This window comes from Paracoccus sp. T5 (assembly GCF_048538155.2).
Lineage (GTDB): Bacteria > Pseudomonadota > Alphaproteobacteria > Rhodobacterales > Rhodobacteraceae > Paracoccus.
Genome location: NZ_CM135809.1, coordinates 2,476,207 through 2,495,736, shown reverse-complemented (window position 1 = coordinate 2,495,736; position 19,530 = coordinate 2,476,207). Strand labels below are relative to the sequence as shown.

19 protein-coding genes and 1 riboswitch are annotated in these 19,530 nt (G+C 68.9%); of the genes, 10 read left to right on the top strand and 9 right to left on the bottom strand.

What is annotated here, in order from left to right:
- Nucleotide 1 precedes the first annotated feature (1 nt).
- Both ACNR9W_RS12230 and ACNR9W_RS12225 read right to left on the bottom strand, forming a co-directional pair.
- On the bottom strand, nucleotides 2-373 hold the full coding sequence (locus tag ACNR9W_RS12230; RefSeq protein WP_419268924.1) for a HesB/IscA family protein: 372 nt from the start codon (nucleotides 371-373) through the stop codon (nucleotides 2-4).
- A gap of 122 nt (nucleotides 374-495) precedes the next feature.
- Nucleotides 496-852 carry an SUF system Fe-S cluster assembly protein gene (locus tag ACNR9W_RS12225; RefSeq protein WP_419268923.1) on the bottom strand — a complete coding sequence of 119 codons (357 nt, stop codon included), beginning with the start codon at nucleotides 850-852 and terminating at the stop codon, nucleotides 496-498.
- Between the two features lie 121 nt (nucleotides 853-973).
- On the opposite strand from ACNR9W_RS12225, the gene tgt reads away from it, so the two are divergent.
- From tgt to fba, 6 genes are all read left to right on the top strand, one after another.
- The gene (tgt, locus tag ACNR9W_RS12220; protein WP_419268922.1) at nucleotides 974-2,104 is read left to right on the top strand and encodes a tRNA guanosine(34) transglycosylase Tgt; all 1,131 of its coding nucleotides are present in this window, start codon (nucleotides 974-976) and stop codon (nucleotides 2,102-2,104) included.
- 67 nt (nucleotides 2,105-2,171) lie between these two features.
- A riboswitch (FMN riboswitch) is annotated at nucleotides 2,172-2,304 on the top strand.
- Nucleotides 2,305-2,376: 72 nt separating this feature from the next.
- Nucleotides 2,377-2,847, top strand: coding sequence for a 6,7-dimethyl-8-ribityllumazine synthase (locus tag ACNR9W_RS12215; protein WP_419268921.1), 471 nt, complete (start codon nucleotides 2,377-2,379; stop codon nucleotides 2,845-2,847).
- A 152-nt stretch (nucleotides 2,848-2,999) separates the two neighbouring features.
- Nucleotides 3,000-4,148 (top strand): iron-containing alcohol dehydrogenase, encoded by a 1,149-nt coding sequence (locus tag ACNR9W_RS12210; protein ID WP_419268920.1) that lies wholly within the window; start codon nucleotides 3,000-3,002, stop codon nucleotides 4,146-4,148.
- Nucleotides 4,149-4,255: 107 nt separating this feature from the next.
- Complete coding sequence (locus ACNR9W_RS12205; protein WP_419268919.1) at nucleotides 4,256-5,020, top strand: DeoR/GlpR family DNA-binding transcription regulator; 765 nt, start codon at nucleotides 4,256-4,258, stop codon at nucleotides 5,018-5,020.
- 216 nt (nucleotides 5,021-5,236) lie between these two features.
- Complete coding sequence (locus ACNR9W_RS12200; protein ID WP_419268917.1) at nucleotides 5,237-6,214, top strand: class 1 fructose-bisphosphatase; 978 nt, start codon at nucleotides 5,237-5,239, stop codon at nucleotides 6,212-6,214.
- 4 nt (nucleotides 6,215-6,218) lie between these two features.
- Nucleotides 6,219-7,259: a class II fructose-bisphosphate aldolase gene (gene fba / locus ACNR9W_RS12195; RefSeq protein ID WP_419268916.1), complete on the top strand. Its 1,041-nt coding sequence runs from the start codon at nucleotides 6,219-6,221 to the stop codon at nucleotides 7,257-7,259.
- Between the two features lie 41 nt (nucleotides 7,260-7,300).
- Here fba and ACNR9W_RS12190 read toward each other — a convergent pair whose 3' ends face one another.
- From ACNR9W_RS12190 to ACNR9W_RS12160, 7 genes are read right to left on the bottom strand one after another with little or no spacing between them, the layout of a single operon-like run.
- Nucleotides 7,301-8,323, bottom strand: a complete 1,023-nt coding sequence (locus ACNR9W_RS12190) for a UDP-glucuronic acid decarboxylase family protein (RefSeq protein ID WP_419268915.1) — start codon at nucleotides 8,321-8,323, stop codon at nucleotides 7,301-7,303.
- Nucleotides 8,324-8,325: 2 nt separating this feature from the next.
- Complete coding sequence (locus tag ACNR9W_RS12185; RefSeq protein WP_419268914.1) at nucleotides 8,326-9,429, bottom strand: CgeB family protein; 1,104 nt, start codon at nucleotides 9,427-9,429, stop codon at nucleotides 8,326-8,328.
- Nucleotides 9,426-10,532, bottom strand: coding sequence for a CgeB family protein (locus ACNR9W_RS12180; protein WP_419268913.1), 1,107 nt, complete (start codon nucleotides 10,530-10,532; stop codon nucleotides 9,426-9,428). Before ACNR9W_RS12180 ends, ACNR9W_RS12185 begins: the two co-directional genes overlap by 4 nt.
- Nucleotides 10,529-11,638, bottom strand: a complete 1,110-nt coding sequence (locus tag ACNR9W_RS12175; protein ID WP_419268912.1) for a CgeB family protein — start codon at nucleotides 11,636-11,638, stop codon at nucleotides 10,529-10,531. Before ACNR9W_RS12175 ends, ACNR9W_RS12180 begins: the two co-directional genes overlap by 4 nt.
- Nucleotides 11,639-11,643: 5 nt before the next feature.
- On the bottom strand, nucleotides 11,644-12,741 hold the full coding sequence (locus tag ACNR9W_RS12170) for a glycosyltransferase family 4 protein (protein WP_419268911.1): 1,098 nt from the start codon (nucleotides 12,739-12,741) through the stop codon (nucleotides 11,644-11,646).
- The gene (locus ACNR9W_RS12165; RefSeq protein WP_419268910.1) at nucleotides 12,738-14,732 is read right to left on the bottom strand and encodes an NAD-dependent epimerase/dehydratase family protein; all 1,995 of its coding nucleotides are present in this window, start codon (nucleotides 14,730-14,732) and stop codon (nucleotides 12,738-12,740) included. Before ACNR9W_RS12165 ends, ACNR9W_RS12170 begins: the two co-directional genes overlap by 4 nt.
- Entirely contained in the window at nucleotides 14,729-15,835 is a 1,107-nt protein-coding gene (locus ACNR9W_RS12160; protein ID WP_419268909.1) for an NAD-dependent epimerase/dehydratase family protein, read from the bottom strand. The genes ACNR9W_RS12165 and ACNR9W_RS12160 overlap by 4 nt, the downstream gene beginning before the upstream one ends.
- A 194-nt stretch (nucleotides 15,836-16,029) precedes the next feature.
- Between ACNR9W_RS12160 and ACNR9W_RS12155 the strand changes: the two genes are divergently transcribed.
- From ACNR9W_RS12155 to ACNR9W_RS12140, 4 genes are all read left to right on the top strand, one after another.
- Nucleotides 16,030-17,040, top strand: a complete 1,011-nt coding sequence (locus tag ACNR9W_RS12155) for an MDR/zinc-dependent alcohol dehydrogenase-like family protein (RefSeq protein ID WP_419268907.1) — start codon at nucleotides 16,030-16,032, stop codon at nucleotides 17,038-17,040.
- The gene (locus ACNR9W_RS12150; protein WP_458478495.1) at nucleotides 17,031-18,059 is read left to right on the top strand and encodes a Gfo/Idh/MocA family protein; all 1,029 of its coding nucleotides are present in this window, start codon (nucleotides 17,031-17,033) and stop codon (nucleotides 18,057-18,059) included. Before ACNR9W_RS12155 ends, ACNR9W_RS12150 begins: the two co-directional genes overlap by 10 nt.
- 236 nt (nucleotides 18,060-18,295) lie before the next feature.
- Complete coding sequence (locus ACNR9W_RS12145; RefSeq protein WP_419269009.1) at nucleotides 18,296-19,117, top strand: manganese catalase family protein; 822 nt, start codon at nucleotides 18,296-18,298, stop codon at nucleotides 19,115-19,117.
- A 10-nt stretch (nucleotides 19,118-19,127) separates the two neighbouring features.
- On the top strand, nucleotides 19,128-19,484 hold the full coding sequence (locus ACNR9W_RS12140; RefSeq protein ID WP_419268905.1) for an HIRAN domain-containing protein: 357 nt from the start codon (nucleotides 19,128-19,130) through the stop codon (nucleotides 19,482-19,484).
- Nucleotides 19,485-19,530: the final 46 nt, after the last annotated feature.

The following is a 19,530-nucleotide window of genomic DNA, read 5'->3' as shown; positions in this document are numbered from 1 at the left end:
GTCAGTCCTGCGCGCGGCTGCCTTCCAGCGGCTCAAAGCGCACGGATTCGCCACAGCCGCAGGCATCGGTGACATTCGGGTTGCGGAACCGAAAGCCGGATTCCAGCAGGCCGGTCTCATAATCGATCTCGGTGCCGAACAGGAACATCTGCGCCATCGGGGCGATCAGGACACGGGCGCCGTCCAGTTCGACCACGGCCTCGTTGGGGGCGGCGGCCTCGGCCAGTTCCATCGTGTATTCCATGCCGGCGCAGCCGCCCTTCTTCAGGCCGATGCGCAGGCCATGGGCGTTCATGCCCGACATCAGCCGCGAGATCTGCGCGGCGGCGGCAGGGGTGATGGTGACGGGCGCGGTGCCGGGAATGGCGAACATCGACGAAATCCTTCTGGCTCGGCTCAAAGATAGTCACCGGCACCCCGGTCCTTCAAGGCCGGCGCCCCGCGAAAGGTTGCGAGAGGGCCGGACCCTAGGGCGCCGGGTTCCGCGGCCGGTCCTTACATGAAGCCCAGTTCCAGCCGGGCCTCGTCGGACATCATGTCCATGCCCCATTGCGGCTGGAAGGTCATCTCGACGTCGACCTGCTTGACGCCGGGCAGCGGCTCGACCGCATCGGCGACCCAGCCAGGCATTTCGCCCGCGACGGGACAGCCGGGCGCGGTCAGGGTCATGATCACCCGGACCTCGTTCTGGTCGCTGATGTCGATCGTGTAGATCAGCCCCAGGTCATAGATGTTCACCGGGATTTCCGGGTCATAGACTGTCTTGCAGGCCTCCACGACCGCCTCGTAGAGCGGATGGTCGGTGGACGAGGGCGCGATCAGGGGTGCGCCTTCCATCAGGGGTTCGGTCATCGCGTCATCCTTCAATTCCGACCAATTATATAGGGCAGGCACCGCCCGCGGTCCAGTGGCGCGCATTGCACACCCGGGTCCGTGCCGCTACACCGTTCCGGTTCCAGCGACAGGCCCGGTGATGACGACGCGTTTTTCCTATACCCTCCAGGCGACCGACGGCGCGGCGCGCACGGGCGTCATCGACACGCCCCGCGGCCAGATCCGCACCCCCGCCTTCATGCCGGTGGGCACCGCGGCGACAGTCAAGGCGATGCTGCCCGAAAGCGTGCGGGCGACGGGGGCCGACATCCTGCTGGGCAACACCTATCACCTGATGCTGCGCCCCGGCGCGGAACGGGTGGCGCGGATGGGCGGGCTGCACCGGTTCATGAACTGGGACCGGCCGATCCTGACGGATTCGGGTGGTTTCCAGGTGATGAGCCTGGCCGGCCTGCGCAAGCTGACCGAGGAAGGCGTGACCTTTTCCAGCCATGTCGACGGCTCCAAGCACCACCTGACCCCTGAACGCAGCATGGAGATCCAGCGCCTGCTGGGCAGCGACATCGTGATGGCCTTTGACGAATGCCCTGCATTGCCGGCGACCGATCAGGCGGTGGCGGATTCGATGCGCCTGTCGATGCGATGGGCGCAGCGGTCGCGGGACGCATTCGGCGACCGGCCCGGGCACGCGCTGTTCGGGATCATGCAGGGCGGCGTCACCCGCGACCTGCGCGAGGAATCGGCCGAAGCGCTGAAGGGCATCGGCTTTGACGGCTATGCCGTCGGGGGCCTGGCGGTGGGCGAGGGGCAGGAGGCGATGTTCGGCGTCCTGGACTATGCCCCGGGGTTCCTGCCGGCGGACAAGCCGCGCTACCTGATGGGGGTGGGCAAGCCCGACGACATCGTGGGCGCCGTGCAGCGCGGCATCGACATGATGGATTGCGTTCTGCCCTCGCGGTCGGGGCGGACGGGGCAGGCCTGGACCGCGCGCGGGCAGGTCAACATCAAGAACGCCCGCCACCAGGACGACCCGCGCCCGCTGGAGGAAGGCTGCACCTGCCCGGCCTGCACCGGCTATTCGCGCGCCTATCTGCACCATGTCTTCCGCGCGGGCGAAATGATCAGCGGCATGCTGCTGACCTGGCACAACCTGCATTACTATCAGCGGCTGATGGAGGGCCTGCGGCAGGCGATCGCCGGGCAGCGCCTGGACGCTTTCGTTGCGGATTTCCATGCCGAACGGGCCCGGGGCGACATCGAGCCGCTGTGACCTGTCGCAATCGTACCGGAATTTGCCGTATCGGTCCTTGCACGGGGCGTCGGAAAGGCTATCTTCGGGATGTTCTCAGGGCGGGGTGAAATTCCCCACCGGCGGTGACAGCCCGCGAGCGCCTTTCCCCTGTGGAAAGGGTCAGCAGATCCGGTGAAATTCCGGGGCCGACGGTATAGTCCGGATGGAAGAGAACCGCATTCGGTCCCGCAAGGGCCGGATGAGGTGCATGCCTTGGGACCTAACGCGAAGCAACGTAAGGTTCCTGCAAGATGACAAACACTCCTCGTATCGCCTTCATCAAGGCCCGCTGGCACGCCGATGTCGTGGACCGCGCGCATGACGGTTTCCTGGCCGAGGCGTCGCGCCTGATGCCCGGCGCCACCGTCGAGGCCTGGGACGTGCCCGGCGCCTTCGAGATGCCGCTCTTGGCCAAGAAGCTGGCCCGGACCGGCAAGTATGACGCCGTGGTCGCCGCCGCGCTGGTGGTGGATGGCGGTGTCTATCGCCATGACTTCGTGGCGCAGGCCGTCGTCTCTGGCCTGATGCAGGCCGGGATGGAGACCGATGTTCCGGTCTTTTCGGTGTCGCTGACGCCGCACAACTACCAGGAAACGGAACTGCTGACCGGCTTCTACCGCGAGCATTTCGTGAAGAAGGGCGCCGAGGCCGCCAATGCCGTGGCGCAGATGCTGGCGGTCGAGCGGCAGCTGGCCACGCTGGACCAGGCGCAGGCTGCCTGATCCATCCGCAGGCGGTGCCGGGACATCGGCGTCGCCTGCACCCGTTCCGCGCGACGATCGGCGGGCCGCGCCCGGGTTGCCCGCCGCCACCTATCGACAGCGGCGCCGATAGGCCGGATATCTGGGAAAAGCCCAGTCAGCCGGAGCCTGCCATGCCAGCCCCCTTTGCCTTTGCCACAGCGACCGAAATCCTGTTCGGACGGGGACAGTCCACGGCTGCGCCGGACCGTGTCGCGGCCTTGGGCCGCCGCGTTCTGCTGGTTCATGGCCGCGATCCGGGACGCAGCGCCGGCCTGGCGCAGGGGCTGCGGGCCGCAGGCTGCACGGTCCAGGCCTTGGCCGTCGCCCAGGAGCCCGACATGGCGCTGATCGCGGCGGGGGTTGAATCCGCAGGCGATGCGCAGGTCGTGGTCGCGATGGGCGGCGGCGCGGTCATCGATGCAGGCAAGGCCATTGCGGCGCTGATCCCGGCAAGCCGTCCGATGCTGGACCATCTGGAGGTGGTGGGCCGGGGCCTGCCGCTGGATCACCCGCCCTTGCCCTTCGTCGCCATCCCCACGACGGCCGGAACCGGCGCCGAGGTCACGCGCAACGCGGTGATCGGCGTGCCCGGACAGGGCCGCAGGGTCAGCCTGCGCGACCCGCGGATGCTGCCACGCCTGGCCATCGTGGACCCGGCGCTGACGGATGGCTGCCCGCGCGGAGTGACGCTGGCCTCGGGGCTGGATGCCATCACCCAGGTGATCGAGCCCTATGTCTGCACGCGGGCCAATGCGCTGACGGATGCGCTGTGCCGTGATGCGATCCCGCGCGGCTTGGCCGCGATCCGCCGCCTGATGGAGGCCGAGGATGCGCAGGCCCGCGATGAAATGGCCTGGGTCAGCCTCTGCGGCGGCCTGGCGCTGGCCAATGCGGGCCTGGGCGCGGTGCATGGGCTGGCGGGTCCCCTGGGCGGGCTGACCGGGGCCGCCCATGGCGCGATCTGCGGCGCGCTGCTGCCGCATGTGCTGGTGGCGAACCGGGATGCGGTGACGGACGCGGGTCTGGCGGCGCGGCTGGATCAGGTCGGCGGCTGGATCGGCGCGGCCTTCGGGCATCCGGATGCCACGGTTCCGACGGCGGCAGGGCTGCTGGCGGACTGGGCGCGGTCTGCGGGCCTGCCGGGGCTGGCCGCGCAGGGTATCGATGCGGGCGCGCAGGCGGCGGCGGCCGATGCGGCGGCCAGCTCATCCTCGATGAAGGCGAACCCGGCGGCGCTGACCCCGGCCGCGCTGCGGGTCGCAATGCACGCCGCCTGCTGACAGGTCGCCTGCTAGCGCAATCACAGCGGAAAATCACAAAGTAACAAAGTTCATGTTGTTCCCGCCGGTGACCGTGTTAGAACGCCCGCGAACAGGCGGAGGCGACGGTGAAGCGGGACGAACGCAGGCAGGCGATCATGGATCTGCTGGTGGAAACCCGCTCGGTTGATCTGGACGATCTGGCGGATCGGTTTGCGGTCAGCAAGATGACCGTCCATCGCGACCTGGACGACCTGGAGCAGGCGGGCCTGCTGCGCAAGGTGCGCGGTGGCGCCACGATCGAGCCGGGAACGCGGTTCGAAAGCGACTTTCGCGTCCGCGCGCTGCAGGATGGCGACGCCAAGGACCGCATGGCCCGTGCCGCGCTGGCCATGGTCGAACCGGGGATGACCGTCATGGTCAACGACGGCTCGATGGCGGCCTTGCTGGGCGCGCGGATGGCGGGATGCGCGCCGCTGACGGTGATCACCAACAATGCCGCCGTGATCGAGCGTCTGAAGGACGCGCCGCGCGTCACGCTGATCGCGCTTGGCGGGATCTACAGCGCCAGGTTCAACGGCTATTTCGGGATCGTGACGGAAAGCGCGCTGTCCCGGCTGCGCGCCGATCTGGCCTTCATCTCGACCCCGGCGGTGGCCGGCCTGCAGGCCTTTCACATCGACGAGGGCGCCGTGCGGGTCAAGCAGGCGATGATGCGCGCGGCCGGCCGCAGCGTGCTGCTGGTCAACCACCAGCGCTTTGGCCGCAGCGCGCTGCACGCCCTGGCCGACCTGTCGGACTTCGACATGGTCGTCACCGATGCGTCCCCCGCCCCCGAAGATCGCGCCGCGATCGAACGGGCGGGCATCGCCTTGACCATTGCGGGGGAATGACGTGTCGGATTTCGGAAAGAACAGCGGCAGCAGGATGAACAGGGCGCCGGCCATGAGGAAGGACATTCCAATGACAAGGGCGATGACAGGCGATGGCCGGGGCAAGGGATCGGCCAAGGCCATCGCCGCTGCCCCGCGGGCCCGCACGATGACCTGGGACGAGGGCCGCCGCTTGGCCCGGAACGGGACCGCCGTCGATGCCAGGGGTAGCAGGGCATGATGCTGCGCTTGCCCAATGACAGGTCCGCGACCGGCCCGCTGCTCTCGGAAGTGCTGGAGGGCCCGGGCCCCGGGCCCATCGTTCGCGCCATCGCCAAGGCGCTGCCGCCCCTGGCCGCGCGCCTGGCGGCGGGTCGGCTGCATGGCGACCCAGAGGCGATCGTCGGCACCAACGACAGCGGCGACAAGCAGAAGGCGCTGGATCTGGCGGCCCATGACCACATGATCGCCGTCCTGCGCCGGGCGGGCGTCCGGCAGGTGCTGTCGGAGGAAGCGGAGTCCGTGATCCGGCTGAACGACGGCGGCGAATTCGACGTGGCCATCGACCCGATCGACGGCTCAGGCAGCATCGGGATCGGCGCGCCCCTGGGCATGCTGTTCAGCGTCCTGCCGGCGGACCAGGACAGCTTTCTGCGCCCCGGACGGACGGCGGTGGCGGCAGGCTATGCCTCGTTCGGGCATTCGGTGGATTTCGGGTTCTCGACCGGTCAGGGGGTGCATGTCGCGACTTTCGAGGACGGCACCGGCTTTCGCATTGCGCGCGAAGGGCTGCGGCTGAAGCCCCAGGCCTCGACCATCGCCTATAACGCCTCGAACGAACGTCACTGGGCGCCGGGGCTGCAGGCCTGGGCGCGCGACCTGCGCGCCGGGACGGACGGCCCGCGCGGGCGCGACTTCAACATGCGCTGGCTGGCCGCCGCCGTGGGAGAGTTGCACCGCATCCTGCTGAAGGGCGGGGTGTTTCTTTATCCCGACGATGCGCGGCCGGGATATGAGAACGGCCGCCTGCGGCTGATCTATGAATGCGTGCCGGTCGCCTTTCTGATCGAACAGGCGGGCGGGCAGGCCACCGACGGCCGCGGCGCGATCCTGGACCGGGTGCCCACGGGCCTGCACGACATGACCCCCCTCATCTTTGGCGCGACCGACGAGGTCGCCGCCATCCACGACTACCTGACCGAAAGAAAAGGATGACCCCATGGCCATGATCACCCTGCGCCAGCTGCTGGACCATGCCGCCGAGCATGGCTATGCCGTGCCCGCCTTCAACATCAACAACATGGAGCAGGGCCTTTCGGTCATGCAGGCCGCTGAGGCGACGCGCTCGCCGGTCATCCTGCAGGCCAGCCGCGGCGCACGCAGCTATGCCAATGACCTGGTGCTGGCCGGCCTGATCTCGGGCCTGGCGCGCGCCTTCCCGGATATCCCGCTGTGCATGCATCTGGACCACGGCAACGGGCTGGAAACCTGCGCCACCGCCATCCAGAACGGCTTCACCAGCGTCATGATGGACGGCAGCCTGAAGGCCGATGGCAAGACGCCGGCCGATTATGCCTACAACGCCGACATCACCCGCCGTGTGACCGAGATGGCCCATGCCTGCGGCGTGTCGGTCGAGGGTGAGCTGGGCGTGCTGGGCAGCCTGGAAACCGGCATGGGCGACCAGGAGGACGGCCACGGCGCGACCGAGAAGCTGTCCCATGACCAGCTGCTGACCGACCCGGACGAGGCCGTGCGCTTTGTCGAGGATACCGGCGTGGACGCCCTGGCCATCGCCATGGGCACCAGCCACGGCGCCTACAAGTTCACCCGCAAGCCCGACGGCGGCATCCTGGCCATGAACGTGATCGAGGAGATCCACCGCCGCCTGCCCAACACGCATCTGGTGATGCACGGCTCCAGCTCGGTCCCCGAGGATCTGCAGGCCATCATCAACAGCTATGGCGGCGACATCCGCCCGACCTGGGGTGTCCCGGTCGAGGAGATCCAGCGCGGCATCCGTTCGGGCGTGCGCAAGGTGAACATCGACACCGACAACCGCATGGCGATGACCGGCGCAATCCGCAAGGCCTTTGCCGAGGATCCGGCCGAGTTCGACCCGCGCAAGTACCTCAAGCCCGCGATGGCCGCGATGGCCGAGGTCTGCAAGGCCCGCTTCGAGGCCTTCGGCACCGCCGGCAATGCGGACCGGATCACGCCACTGTCGCTGTCGACCATGGCGCGCCGCTACGCCAACTGATTGCCAGGGGCCGCCGCCGGATCATCGGCGGCGGTTTCCTTTCAACGGGCCAGGCTGCTGGCCGCGACCCGTCCGGTCCGGACCGGAACCGGGGCCGGGCTCACCTGGACTTGGGCCGCGAACCACGGGATCGTCAGCCCCAGGCCCTCGTCCAGCGGCACCTTGGGCTGCCAGCCCAGCAGGGTCCGGGCGCGGGTGATGTCGGGCTGCCGCCGCTGCGGATCGTCCGTCGGCAGGGCCATGAACACCGGCTGCGCGACGCCCGGCAGGCGGTCGCGGATGATGTCCACCAGTTCGAGGATCGAGAATTCGCCGGGATTGCCCAGGTTGACGGCGCCCTCCGGTGTCTCGGCCACGTTCATCAGCGCCATCAGTCCCCGCACCAGGTCCGAGACATAGCAGAAGGACCGCGTCTGCGTGCCGTCGCCATAGACGGTCATCGGCTTGTCCTGCAGCGCCTGGCAGATCAGGTTCGAGATGATCCGCCCGTCGTCGGGACGCATCTGCGGCCCATAGGTGTTGAAGATCCGCGCCACCCGCACATCCACCCGGCCCTGACGCAGATAGTCGAAGCACATCGTCTCGGCCGCGCGCTTGCCCTCGTCATAGCAGGCTCGGGGGCCGGTGCAGTTCACGTTGCCCCAGTAATCCTCGGTCTGCGGATGGGCCAACGGGTCGCCATAGACCTCGCTGGTCGAGGCCTGCAGATAGCGCGCGCCCTTGGCCTCGGCCAGGTCCAGCAGATTGCCGCAGCCCAGCACATTGGTCATCATCGTGTGCACCGGGTCCGCCTGGTATTGCGGCGGAGAAGCCGCGCAGGCGAGGTTGTAGACCTGTTCGACCGGCCCGCCGATGGTCAGGGGCTGCGTCACGTCCGCCTCGATCAGGGTGAAGCCCGGGTGGTTGGTCAGCGGCAGGACATTCTCGCGCAGGCCGGACAAGAAGCTGTCCACGCAGATCACGCGATGGCCGCGATAGAGCAGCGCCTCGCAGAGATGCGATCCGATGAAGCCGGCACCGCCGGCGACCAGAACAGTCGGCTTGAAGGTTGTCATCTGCTGCATGCTCAGGCTCCTTGCTCTGCAATGGTCTTGGCGGCCGACGGGGCGGTGGCTTGCAGCGCCCCGATCAGGTCCTGCGCACGGGCGCGGCCGGTATGGTCGTCCAGCACGATCCGCCGCGCGGTGGCGGCAATCCGGTCGCGCGCGGCATCGTCCGTGTCCTGCAGCACGGCGACCACGTCGTCGGTCCCGTCCGCCAGCAGGACGGCCTGCCCTTCGGGCAGCAGGTCGGTCAGGCCCGGCCAGCGGTCCGAGATGATGGGCGTGCCGCAGGCCGCGGCCTCGAACAGGCGGACCGAGGGAGACCAGCCCAGCCTGCGCATCGCCTCGCGCGTGATGTTCAGGGTAAATCGCTGCGCGTTGTAGAACTCGGCATGCTGCGCGGGGGGCAGGTGGTCGATGCGCTCGACATTCGCCGGCCAGTCGATGTCAGAGGGGAACATCGAGCCCGCCACGACAAAGCGCATCTGCGGCAGGCGGCGGGCGGGTTCGATCAGCAGTGCCTCCAGCCCCGGCTGCCGGTCCGGGCTGTAGGTCCCCAGATAGCCCAGGTCCCACCGACGCGGCACCGGCATCGGGCCATAGGCCTCGGCATCGACCGAGCAGTACAGCGCCTGCGGGTTCGGCGTGCCATAGACCTCGCGCAGCCGGTCCAGCACCCGCCCCCCCGAGAACGAGAAATAGGCGTCGAACCAAGGCATCTGGCGGCGGGCCAGATGCGTTTCCTCGGCCCGGTCCAGCAGGTCCATCGTGACGGGCGTGTCGATGTCGTAAAAGCACAGCCGCTGCAGCGGCAGCCGGTGCAGCGCGTCGATCAGCAGCCGGCCCTCGGGAACATAAGAGCCGACGATGACCGCGCCCGCCCTGCGGAGGGTGTCGCGATGACGCTCCAGCACGGCGTCGATGTCGTCGTAGAATTCCAGCCGGCAGAAGTCGGGATCGGCCAGGTCCTGATGGTCCTGGTACCAGGGCTGGCGGCGTTCCAGGAACAGCACGTGCTTGCCTTCGGCATGAAGACCGCGCAGCAGGGCGCGGAAGGTGGTCGCATGGCCGTTGCCCCAGGACGAGCTGAGCGACAGGCCAAAGATCACGATGTCGGGCGGGGTCATAGCGCCACCTCCGACTGCGGCGCCCGGTGGCGGGAACGGGCCTGCTGCAGCACCTCGCGCAGCTGTTCGGCGCGACGGTCATAGGTATGTTCGGCCAGCACGCGCCGCCGGGCATTGTCGCCGATGATGGCAAAGCGTTCGGCCGGCAGGTTGCACATCAGGTCGGCCACGTCCTGGCCGTCGCGTGCCACCAGGACCTCCTCGTCCGGGCGCAGGAACAGCTCGATCCCCTCCCAGTAATCGGTGATCAGGCAGCCCCCCGCGCCGGCCGCCTCGAAGACGCGGGTGGCGGGGGAAAAGCCGGTCGCGGCCATGCTGTCGCGGGCGACGTTCAGCACCGCGCGGGGCGTGCAGTTGAAGGCATTGTGGTCGGCGGTGCCGACATGACCGATGCAGCGGACATTGCCCGGCATCTGCTCCTGCTGCCAGCCCGAGCCGCCCAGGATGAAGCGGCGTTCCGGCAGGGCAAAGGCGGGGCGCAGGAAGAATTCGGCCACCCGGGCCTCTCGGTCGGGCAGGCGGTTGGCCAGAAAGCCCAGATCGGCCTGAAAGCGGTCCTGCGGCGGCGCCGGGTGATGCGTATCCGGGTCCAGCGCGTTGTAGATCGGGATGCAGTCGCGCGCACCCAAGGCGCGATAGGCCTCGATCACCGGATCGCCGCCACCATAGGTCAGGACCAGGTCCAGCTCCGGCAGCATCCGGCGCAGCGCATCGTCGGGATTTCCCTGCATGGCGGCCAGCGTCGCGGGCGCGTCCACGTCCCAGAAGACGCGCAGCGCGTCCGGCCGGGCGGCGGCCATCACCTGCGTCAGGATCTGGTCATCGGCATAGCCCACGCCCGACGCCTTGACGACGATGTCGGCCTCGGCGGCGCGGGCGGCGGCCTCGGACAGGCCCTCGGGCGTGGCGGGCCAGACGTTGACGCGGGCCCAGTCCGGCACCTCGATGTCGCGATGCGACTGGCGGTCAAAGGCATCGGGTTCGTGGAAGGTGACGTCAAAGCCATGGCCCGCCATCGCCTTGATGATGCCGCGGTAATAGGTGGCGGCCCCGTTCCAGTAGCTGGACAGCAGGCTGGAGCCGTAGAATGCGACGCGGTTCATGCGGTAACCTCCTTGGCGGGGACCTGTTGCAGGGTGGTCAGGATGGCCAGCAGCTGTTCGACGCGATGGTCGCAGGTGTGGCGGTCGAGGATCGTCTGCAGCCCGCGCTGCGCCTGTTCGGCGGCGGCGGCAGGGTCGTTCAGCAGCAGGCGCAGCTGCTGGCGCATCTGCTGGCCGTTGCCGACAAAGCGGATGTCGCCCGGCCGGAATAGCCCCTCGGCATCGTGCCAAGGGGCGCTGACCAGCGGGATGCCGCAGGCCAGGGCCTCGAAGGGGCGGATGGTGGGGATGCCGGGCAGGGCGGTGACATAGGGCCGGCGCGGCACATGGACCGTGACGCGATGGCGGGCAAAGGCCTGCGGCACGCGCGCATTCGGCATCCAGCCGCGATAGGCGATCCCGGCCTGCCGCAGGCGGTCCAGCGCGTGATCCGGATAGCGCACCCCATGGACCGAGGCGCGCAGTTCCAGCGCCTCCACCGGGCCGATCAGGAACTCCTCCAACTCGTCGCTGCGTTCGCCGTCGCCCCAGTTGCCGACCCAGATCAGGTCGGCCTCGGGGACGATCTCCGGCAGCGGGTGGAACAATGTCGTGTCGGCCGCCTCGTGCCAGGTGAACACCTGCCGGCCCCAGCCCCCCTTCAGGTATTGCTCGCGCAGCGCCTCGCCAAAGGCCAGGACGCCGTCATAGCCGGCAAGGTCCATCCCCCCGATCTCGTCGCCCGCGCTGACCGCGCGGTGATGGGTGTCGTGGAACATCAGCGTAAATCGCCCGCCCTGCCGACGGTACCGCCCGATGCGCGCCACCAGCGCCGGGTCGGTCCATTCGTGGACGATCACGACATCGGCCTGGTCCAGCGCGGCCTCGTGGTCGAAATCCGCGTCGTGGATCTGCCAGCGCAGGTCCGGGAAGGTGCGCGCGAAATCATCCAGTGCCGCCTGGCCACCATCGGCGATCAGGTTCTGGCGGCTCCAGCTGTCCTCGGGCTCCAGCGCCAAGGTACCGTGGCCGCGGCTGTTCAGGGCGCGCATCACGCCGCGCAGGAAATGGGCGTTGCCGTGGTTCCAGTCCGAGACAAGCGAATGGGTGTAGAACAGAAAGCGCATCATCTTCATCCTGTTGCGGTTCTGGCCGAGGCCCGTGGGGCGACAAGGCCGCCGTAAAGCCGCAGCATCGCGGCCGTCTGATGGCGGGGGGCGTAACGTTCGGCCCGCCGGCAGGCGGCCTGTCCCAGTTGCGCCCGCGCCTGCGGGTCCTGCGCCAGTGCGTCCAGCGCGGCGGCCAGCCCGTCAGGGTCACGCGGATCGAAGAAGACCGCCGCGTCCTGCCACAACTCCCGGAAGGTCGGGATATCGGCCAGAACCAGTGGCGTGCCCGCGCGCGCAGCCTCGAGAATCGCCAGGCCAAAGGGTTCGTAGAGCGAGGGCGCGCAAAAGATCCCGGTGCGGCAGACATGGTCCAGCGTCCGGTTGTGGGACATCGGCCCCAGGCTGCGGGCATGGGTCAGGGCGATGCCCGCGCCGTTCGGCCCTTGGTTCGCGCCGATCATCGTCACGGGCCAGGCGCTGCGGGCGGCGGCGGCATCCAGCACGGCGCCGTTCTTGCCGTCGTCCCACCAGCGGCCGACGGCGGTCACCTCGGCCCGGCGCGGGCCCAGGGGCAGGGCGGCCTGGCTGCTGTTGTGAACCACGGCCACCGGCGGCAGGTCGGGATAAAGGCGCGCAACCGCCTGACCCTGGGCCCGCGTCGGCACGACCAGCAGGTCGGCCGCGGCCAGCCCCTGCGCCGTCAGGCGGCGGTTCCAGTTCATCTCGGGCGGAACGGCAGTCCCGCGCACCGCGTCGAACCAGGTGGCAAGGCAGGAATGGGACATGGTCAGGACGGGCAGGCCACAGGTCAGCCCCACCGCCTGCGTCGGCAGGTTCAGGTGCAACAGGTCCACCTTGTGACCTGTGGCCAGCCCGTCGATCCAGCCGGCGACGGGCGCAAGATCACCCGCGCCCTCCGCCATCCAGTCCAGGGACGCGTCGCCCCATTCCAGCGGCCCGACCGCCTGCGCCTCGGCCCGCTGCTGGGACGAGGGCTCGGGGCCCAGACCCGCCAGCACCACCTGAACCCCCCGGGCATGCAAGCCCATCGCCAGATCCAGCGCATAGCGCCAGACCCCGCCCACGGCGTCCAGCGTCATCAGGACGCGCAGGCCCGTCATGCCAGCTTCCTTTCGCGCCGCAGCGGCAGACCACGGTCCCGCGCCAGCCACTGGGCCAGATCGCGAAGGCCGCTGCGCCAGTCCACCTGCGCCCGCCAACCTGTCGCGGCCGTCAGCGCTCGGGTATCAGCCACGAACCAGGGCTGGTCACCCTGCCGCCAGTCGGACTGGTCGATCCGCACCTGCCGGCCAGTGATGCGCCAGATCTCGTCCAGAACCTCGCGCAGGCTGACGGAATTCTCGGGGCCGCCGCCCAGGTTGAAGGCCCGGCCCGACAGGCGGTCGATCCGGTCCAGCACCGCGCGATAGGCCGCGACCGCATCCTGCACATGCAGCACGTCGCGCACCTGGCGGCCGGTGCCAAAGACGGTCACGGGCTTGTCCTCCAGCGCGCGGATCAGGAAATGGGCAACCCAGCCCTGATCCTCGGTCCCGAACTGGCGCGGCCCATAGATGCAGCTCATGCGCAGGACGGCGGCGGGGATGCCGTAGCTTTTGGCGTAATCCAGCACATACTGGTCCGCGACCCCCTTGGAACAGCCATAGGGCGTGCAGAAATCCAAGGGCCGCGTCTCTCCGACGCCATAGGCGGCCAAGGTGTTGTCCAGCGGACCGCAGCGCGTCTCGGTCTCGGCGATCTCCAGGTCGGCCAGCGCGCCATAGACCTTGTTCGTGGAGGCAAAGACCACGGGCAGCCGGCGGCCGGTCGCGCGCACCGCCTCCAAGAGGTTCAGCGTGCCTTGGGCGTTGACCTCGAAATCCTCCATGGGCGAGACGAGGCTGGTGGTGACCGCCGTCTGCGCGGCCAGGTGAAAGACCGCTTCGGCCTCGGCCGCGACGGCGGTCAGGGTGGGCGCGTCGCGCAGGTCGCCCGGAATCGCCCGCAGCAGGTCGCCATGCCGCTCGGCCAGCCAGCGGAGGTTGCGCTCGACGCCGGGGCGGCTGAGATTGTCCAGAACGGTCACGCGCTTGCCCTCGGACATCAGCGTGTCGGCCAGGTTCGCGCCGATGAAGCCCGCGCCGCCGGTGATCAGCACGCTCTGCTGGACCTTGGCCTCGGCGGGGGTGGTCAGCGAGGTCATCTCGCGCAGCCGATCGACCCCGCCCTCCATCAGCAGGCGGCCCAGCAGCTTGGGCTGGCCCTCCGCCGTGACCGCGCCCAGGTGATAGTGGCGCGGGTCGAACCAGAGCCCCTCCTGCACCGCCACATCGCCGGGCACGTCCGACCAGGCATACCAGTAAAGGCGGTCGGCAGGCGCCTGCAGCGACCGGACAAAGCGCCGGGCCTGCTCCATCTCGTCCCGGCGCCAAGTGGAATAGCCGGCCTCGGTAATCCAGATGCGGGCCGCCGGGTTGTGGCGGTCAAGGATGCGGCGCATCTCGCCCAGGTGCATGTCCCAGCCCCGCCAAGAGGCGGCCTCGCTGTCCCAGGTGCCGGGAAAGCCGTGGAAACCGACCACATCAACGACAGACAGAACCCCGCGTTCGCCCATCAGGTTCAGCCAGTAGGGGTCAAAGGGCGCGGGCCCGCCCAGCACGGCCTTCCAGCCCCGCTGCTGCACCCAATAGGCCGCCCCGCCGACCATCTCGCAGAAGAGGTCGAATTCGGGATCCTCGCGCCAGTCCCAGTCCAAGAGGTTGTTGGGCTCGTTCCACAACTCGACATGGGTGAAATGCTGGCCATGCCGCGTCAGCAGCATGTCCAGGAAATTGGCATAGTCCTTGAGCACCTTGGGTGCGCCGGAGCTGCGCCCGGTCCGCGACAGGGACGGCGGCGTGTAATGGACGCAGGGCAGCACCTCGAGGTCACGGTCCAGGCGCGGCAGCAGCCAGTCGAACCATTCCTGGCCGCCCGGCGCGTGGTATTCCGCCCAGCTGACATGGGTGCGCAGGTGCCGCGCGCCCGAGGCGATCAGCCCCGGCAGCAGCGCCTCGACCCGGTCGTATTCGCCGGGGCGGAACCATTCGACAAAGCCGAAATCCGCGCTCATGTGACCAGGCCCCGCTCCTCCAGCTGGCGCCGCATCTGGCTGCCATTATCGACCGAGGGCTGCTGGCTGACCCATTCCACGAAGGGCCCTAGGCTGTCCTCCAGCCGGTGCCGCGGCTCGAACCCCAGAAGCTCGCGTGCCTTGGTGATGTCGGCAAAGCAATTGCGGATGTCGCCGGCGCGGAACTTGCCCAGGATCTCGGGCGGCAGATGCGGGGCCCCCATCGCCTCGGCCAGAAGCTCGGCCACCTGGGTGATCGGATAGGCATTGCCCGAGCCCACGTTGATGACATGGCCGTTGGCCTCGTCCCGCTCCAGCGCCAGGCGGAAGGCGCGGGCGACGTCGCGGACATGGACAAAGTCGCGCTTCTGCTGGCCGTCTTCGAAGATGGTGGGGCGCTGGCCGTTGGCGATGCGCGAGGCGAAATTGGCAAGCACGCCGGTATAGGGATTCGACAGCGCCTGGCCCGCGCCAAAGACGTTGAACAGCCGCAGCGCCACGGCGGGAATGTTGTAGGCCTCGCCAAAGATCAGCACGGCCTGTTCCTGCTGGTACTTGGTCAGCGCATAGATCGAGGCCAGGTCGACGCGCTTGGCCTCGGTCGTCGCCTTGGGCGACAGCGGCGTGCCGTCGCCGGTCGCGGGCTCCCACTGGCCGGCGCGCAGGTCGGCCGGGCGGCGGCGCACGGTTTCATGCAGGCTGCCGTCGGGCGTGGTGTAATAGCCCTCGCCATAGACGCTCATTGAGGAGGCGACGACCAGCTTGCGGACCGGGTGGTCGGCGATCGCCTCCAGCAGGACGGCGGTGCCCAGGTCATTCGCGCCGACATAGCGGGCGATCTCGTACATCGACTGGCCGACGCCGACCTCGGCCGCCAGGTGCACGACTGCATCGGCGCCTTTCAGCGCAGCGCGCAGCGCATCGGCATCGCGCATGTCGCCCCGGACCACCTGCGCGCCCTGCGGCAGGTCCGCCTGCGCCCCGGCATGGACCTGCTCGATCATGGCGTCGTAAAGGACGACCTCGTGGCCTGCATCCAGCAGTTCCTCGGCCACATGGCGGCCGATGAAGCCGCATCCGCCCGTGATCAATGTCCGTGTCATCCGTGCCCATCTCCTTGTTTTCCGATCCTTTGCGGGTCTTGCGGCCCGGTCGGGGATCTTCTGCTGTGACTTCAGCAGAAACATCATCAGGGCCCCGCAACCTCGGTCGGGAACAATTGTTCCAGCTTCTTGTTCAGGTCCCCGACCATGGCGGCGCGGTCCGTGTCGTCGACCAAGGAAAGCCGGAGATACCCATGAAGGATGCAAGCCCCCACGTCTGGACCCATGCCACCGCCACCCAGGGCGGTCCCCGCGCCGCCCGGATCGTGGCGCCGGGCCAGGTCGAGATCGTGCCGATCACGCCCCGCGACCCCGAGCCGCACGAGGTGCGCATCACTATCGAGGGCTGCGGCGTCTGCGCCTCGAACCTGGAACCCTGGGCCGGGCCCGACTGGATGGACTTTCCGCTGGCCCCCGGTCAGCTGGGCCATGAGGCCTGGGGCACCATAGAAGCCATGGGCGGTGATGTGACCGGCCTGATGATGGGCCAGCGCGTGGCCTTTGCCGGTCAGAACGGTTTTGCCACGCATGAAACGGTGCCCGCCGCCGATGTCATCCCGCTGCCCGAGGCGCTGGATGGCCAGCCCGTCCCGGCCGAGCCCCTGGGCTGCGCGGTCAACGTCTTTCGCCGCAGCAGCATCCGGGCGGGGGATACGGTCGCGGTCATCGGAATCGGCTTTCTGGGGGCGCTGCTGGTGCGACAGGCCAAGCTGGCCGGGGCGCGGGTCATCGCCATTTCCCGCCGCGACAGCTCGTTGGACCTGGCCCGCCGCATGGGCGCGGACGAGGTGATCGTGATGGACGACCACTGGCGTATCATCGAGGAGGTGAAGGGCCTGACCCAGGGCCGGCTGTGCGACGTGGTGATCGAGGTCGTGGGCAAGCAATGGCCGCTGGATCTGGCGGGCGAACTGGTGGCCGAAGGCGGCCGGCTGGTGGTCGGTGGCTATCACCAGGACGGGCCGCGACAGGTCAACATGCAGATGTGGAACTGGAAGGGCATCGACGTGATCAACGCCCATGAACGCGACCCGCAGGTGGTGCGGGGCGGCATGCGCGATGCCGTGGCGGCGGTGGCCGAAGGAACGCTGGACCCCGGCATGCTCTATTCGCGGGTATTTGCGCTGGAGGATCTGGCCGCGGCGCTGGATGCCACCCGTGACAAGCCGGACGACATGGTAAAGGCGCTGATCGCATGCAGCTGAGGATGACCCCCCCGCAGGCGGCGCTGGACCGCCCCCGCATCGCCTTTCTGGGCCTGGGCTGGATCGGCCGCCACCGCATGCAGGCCATGGCCGAGGCCGGCGGCATCGAGATCGTGGCCCTGGCCGATCCCGACCCCCAGGCCGTGGCCGCCGCCGCCGAACTGGCGCCGCAGGCGACCACGGGCGGCACATTGGACAGCGTGCTGGAGGCGCGCCCCGACGGTGTGGTGATCGCGACCCCTTCGGCGCTGCATGCCGGGCAGTCGGTGGCGGCGCTTCAGGCCGGGGCGGCGGTTTTCTGCCAGAAGCCGCTGGGGCGCGACGCGGTTGAAACCGCCTCGGTCGTCGAGGCGGCGCAGGCGGCGGACCGGCTGCTGATGACCGATCTCAGCTATCGCCATGCCACGGCCTTTGTGGCCATGCGCAACCTGATCCGGGGCGGAGAGCTGGGCCACGTCCATGCCGTCGACCTGACCTTTCACAACGCCTATGGCCCGGACAAGCCCTGGTTCCGCGACCGGGCGCTGTCGGGGGGCGGCTGCCTGATCGACCTGGGCATCCACCTGGTCGACATGGCGCTGTGGAGCCTCGACCCCGGGGCACTGCGCTGCGTGGCGGCCCATGCCCGGATCGGCGGCCGGCCGCTGGACGATCCGCGCCACCAGGTCGAGGATTTCGTGCAGGCGACGCTGGAGGCCGAGGACGGCACCGTCATCCGCATCGCCTGTTCCTGGAACCTGCCCGCCGGGCAGGAGGCGGTGATCGAGATGCAGGCCCATGGCACCCAGGGCGGCGGCCGTGTCGCCAATGTCGGCGGCTCGTTCTACGACTTTGCCGCCTGGCGCCATCACGGCACGACGCGTGACCAAATCGCCGGGCCCCCGGATGCCTGGGGCGGCCGGGCTGCCGTGGACTGGGCCGCGCGCCTGCGCCAGGGGCAGGGATTCGACCCCGAGGCGGGGCGCCTGGTGACCCTGGCGCAGGTGCTGGACGACATCTACCGGGTGGCTGGCCTTTAGGCCCACGGGTTTCACGCCAGGAAAAAGGGGCGGCGCCGTTGGCATCGCCCCTTTTTGCATCGGCCCGTCCTCAGCGGTCGTTTCCGATCCGCACAGGCGGGAACAAAGGCAGGCTTGCGTGGTTCAGCCGCCCGATGATCCTGCCGCTTCCGACAGGATCGTGGATCGCCTGCCGGCGCTGGCCCCTGCGCCGTCCCTGGCAGTCCGATCGCTTGAACAAGACACCGGAGAACCAGATGTTCTACACCGACAACAAGCTTCAGTATCCCGTCCGCGTCGAAACGCCGAACCCCGTCTTTGCACGCGCGCTGCAACAGGCCATCGGCGGCGTCGAGGGCGAGATCCGCGTCGCGATGCAGTATTTCTTCCAGGCCTGCGGCGCCCGGGGCAACCCCAAGTATCGCGACCTGCTGATGAACACCGCGGCCGAGGAACTGGGCCATATCGAGATGCTGGCCACGGCCGTCGCGCTGAACCTGGAAGGGGCGCCGCTGAGCATGCAGGAAGAGGCTGCGGGCGACCGCGCTGTCGCTGCGGTGATGGGCGGGATGAACCTCAAGAACCTGCTGTCGGCCGGGCTGTCTGCGATGCCCATCGACAGCGACGGCGTGCCGTTCGACATGTCCCACATCTATGCCAGCGGAAATATCGCGGCGGACATGTCGGCCAACGTGACGGCCGAATCCACCGGGCGCATCCTGGCGGTGCGGCTGTACAACATGACGGACGATCCGGGCATGAAGGACATGCTGTCCTATCTGATCGCCCGCGACACCATGCACCAGAACCAGTGGATGGCCGCGCTGGAGGAACTGGGCGGCACCGCAGCCTTCCCGATCCCGAACAGCTTCCCGCAGGCCGAGGAAAAGTCCGAGTTCAGCTATGCCTATCTGGGCTTCCAGGCCGATGGCAGTGCGCCGGTGGCAGGCCGCTGGTCGCAAGGCCCTTCGGTCGACGGCAAGGGCGAGTTCACGACCGAGCCGATGATGCCGATGGGACAGAAGCCCGACCTGGGCGCGGCCAAGCCCAACAGCGGCGCGCAGTCCGAGCAGATGTGAGGCGGAGGCTGTGAAGCGACGCCTGCTTCTGGGCGGCCTCGCGCTTGCGGGCGCCGTTCCGGCGGCGATGGCAGCGGCGCGGGCCACAGCCGCGCGTCCGGTGGCGCTGGAGGTGCTGACGACGCATCTGGCCAATCCTGAACACGTCTCGCCCGCTCCGGCGCCGGGGCAGCGGCTTCGGTTGCGCCGGGAGCTGAACCGGCGCTTTGATCCGGCGGCGGTCGCGGTCGAGACGGCTGCGGGACAGCATCTGGGCTATCTGCCGCCGGTGCAGGCGGGCGTGCTGTCGCGGCTTTTGGACAATGGCGCCACGGGGCATGCGCAGCTGACGGACCAAGGCCGGCTGCGGGTCTTCCTGGACACCTGATCCCTCGGGTCCGGCCGGCTGTCATGCCGGCCGGACCCTTTCACCC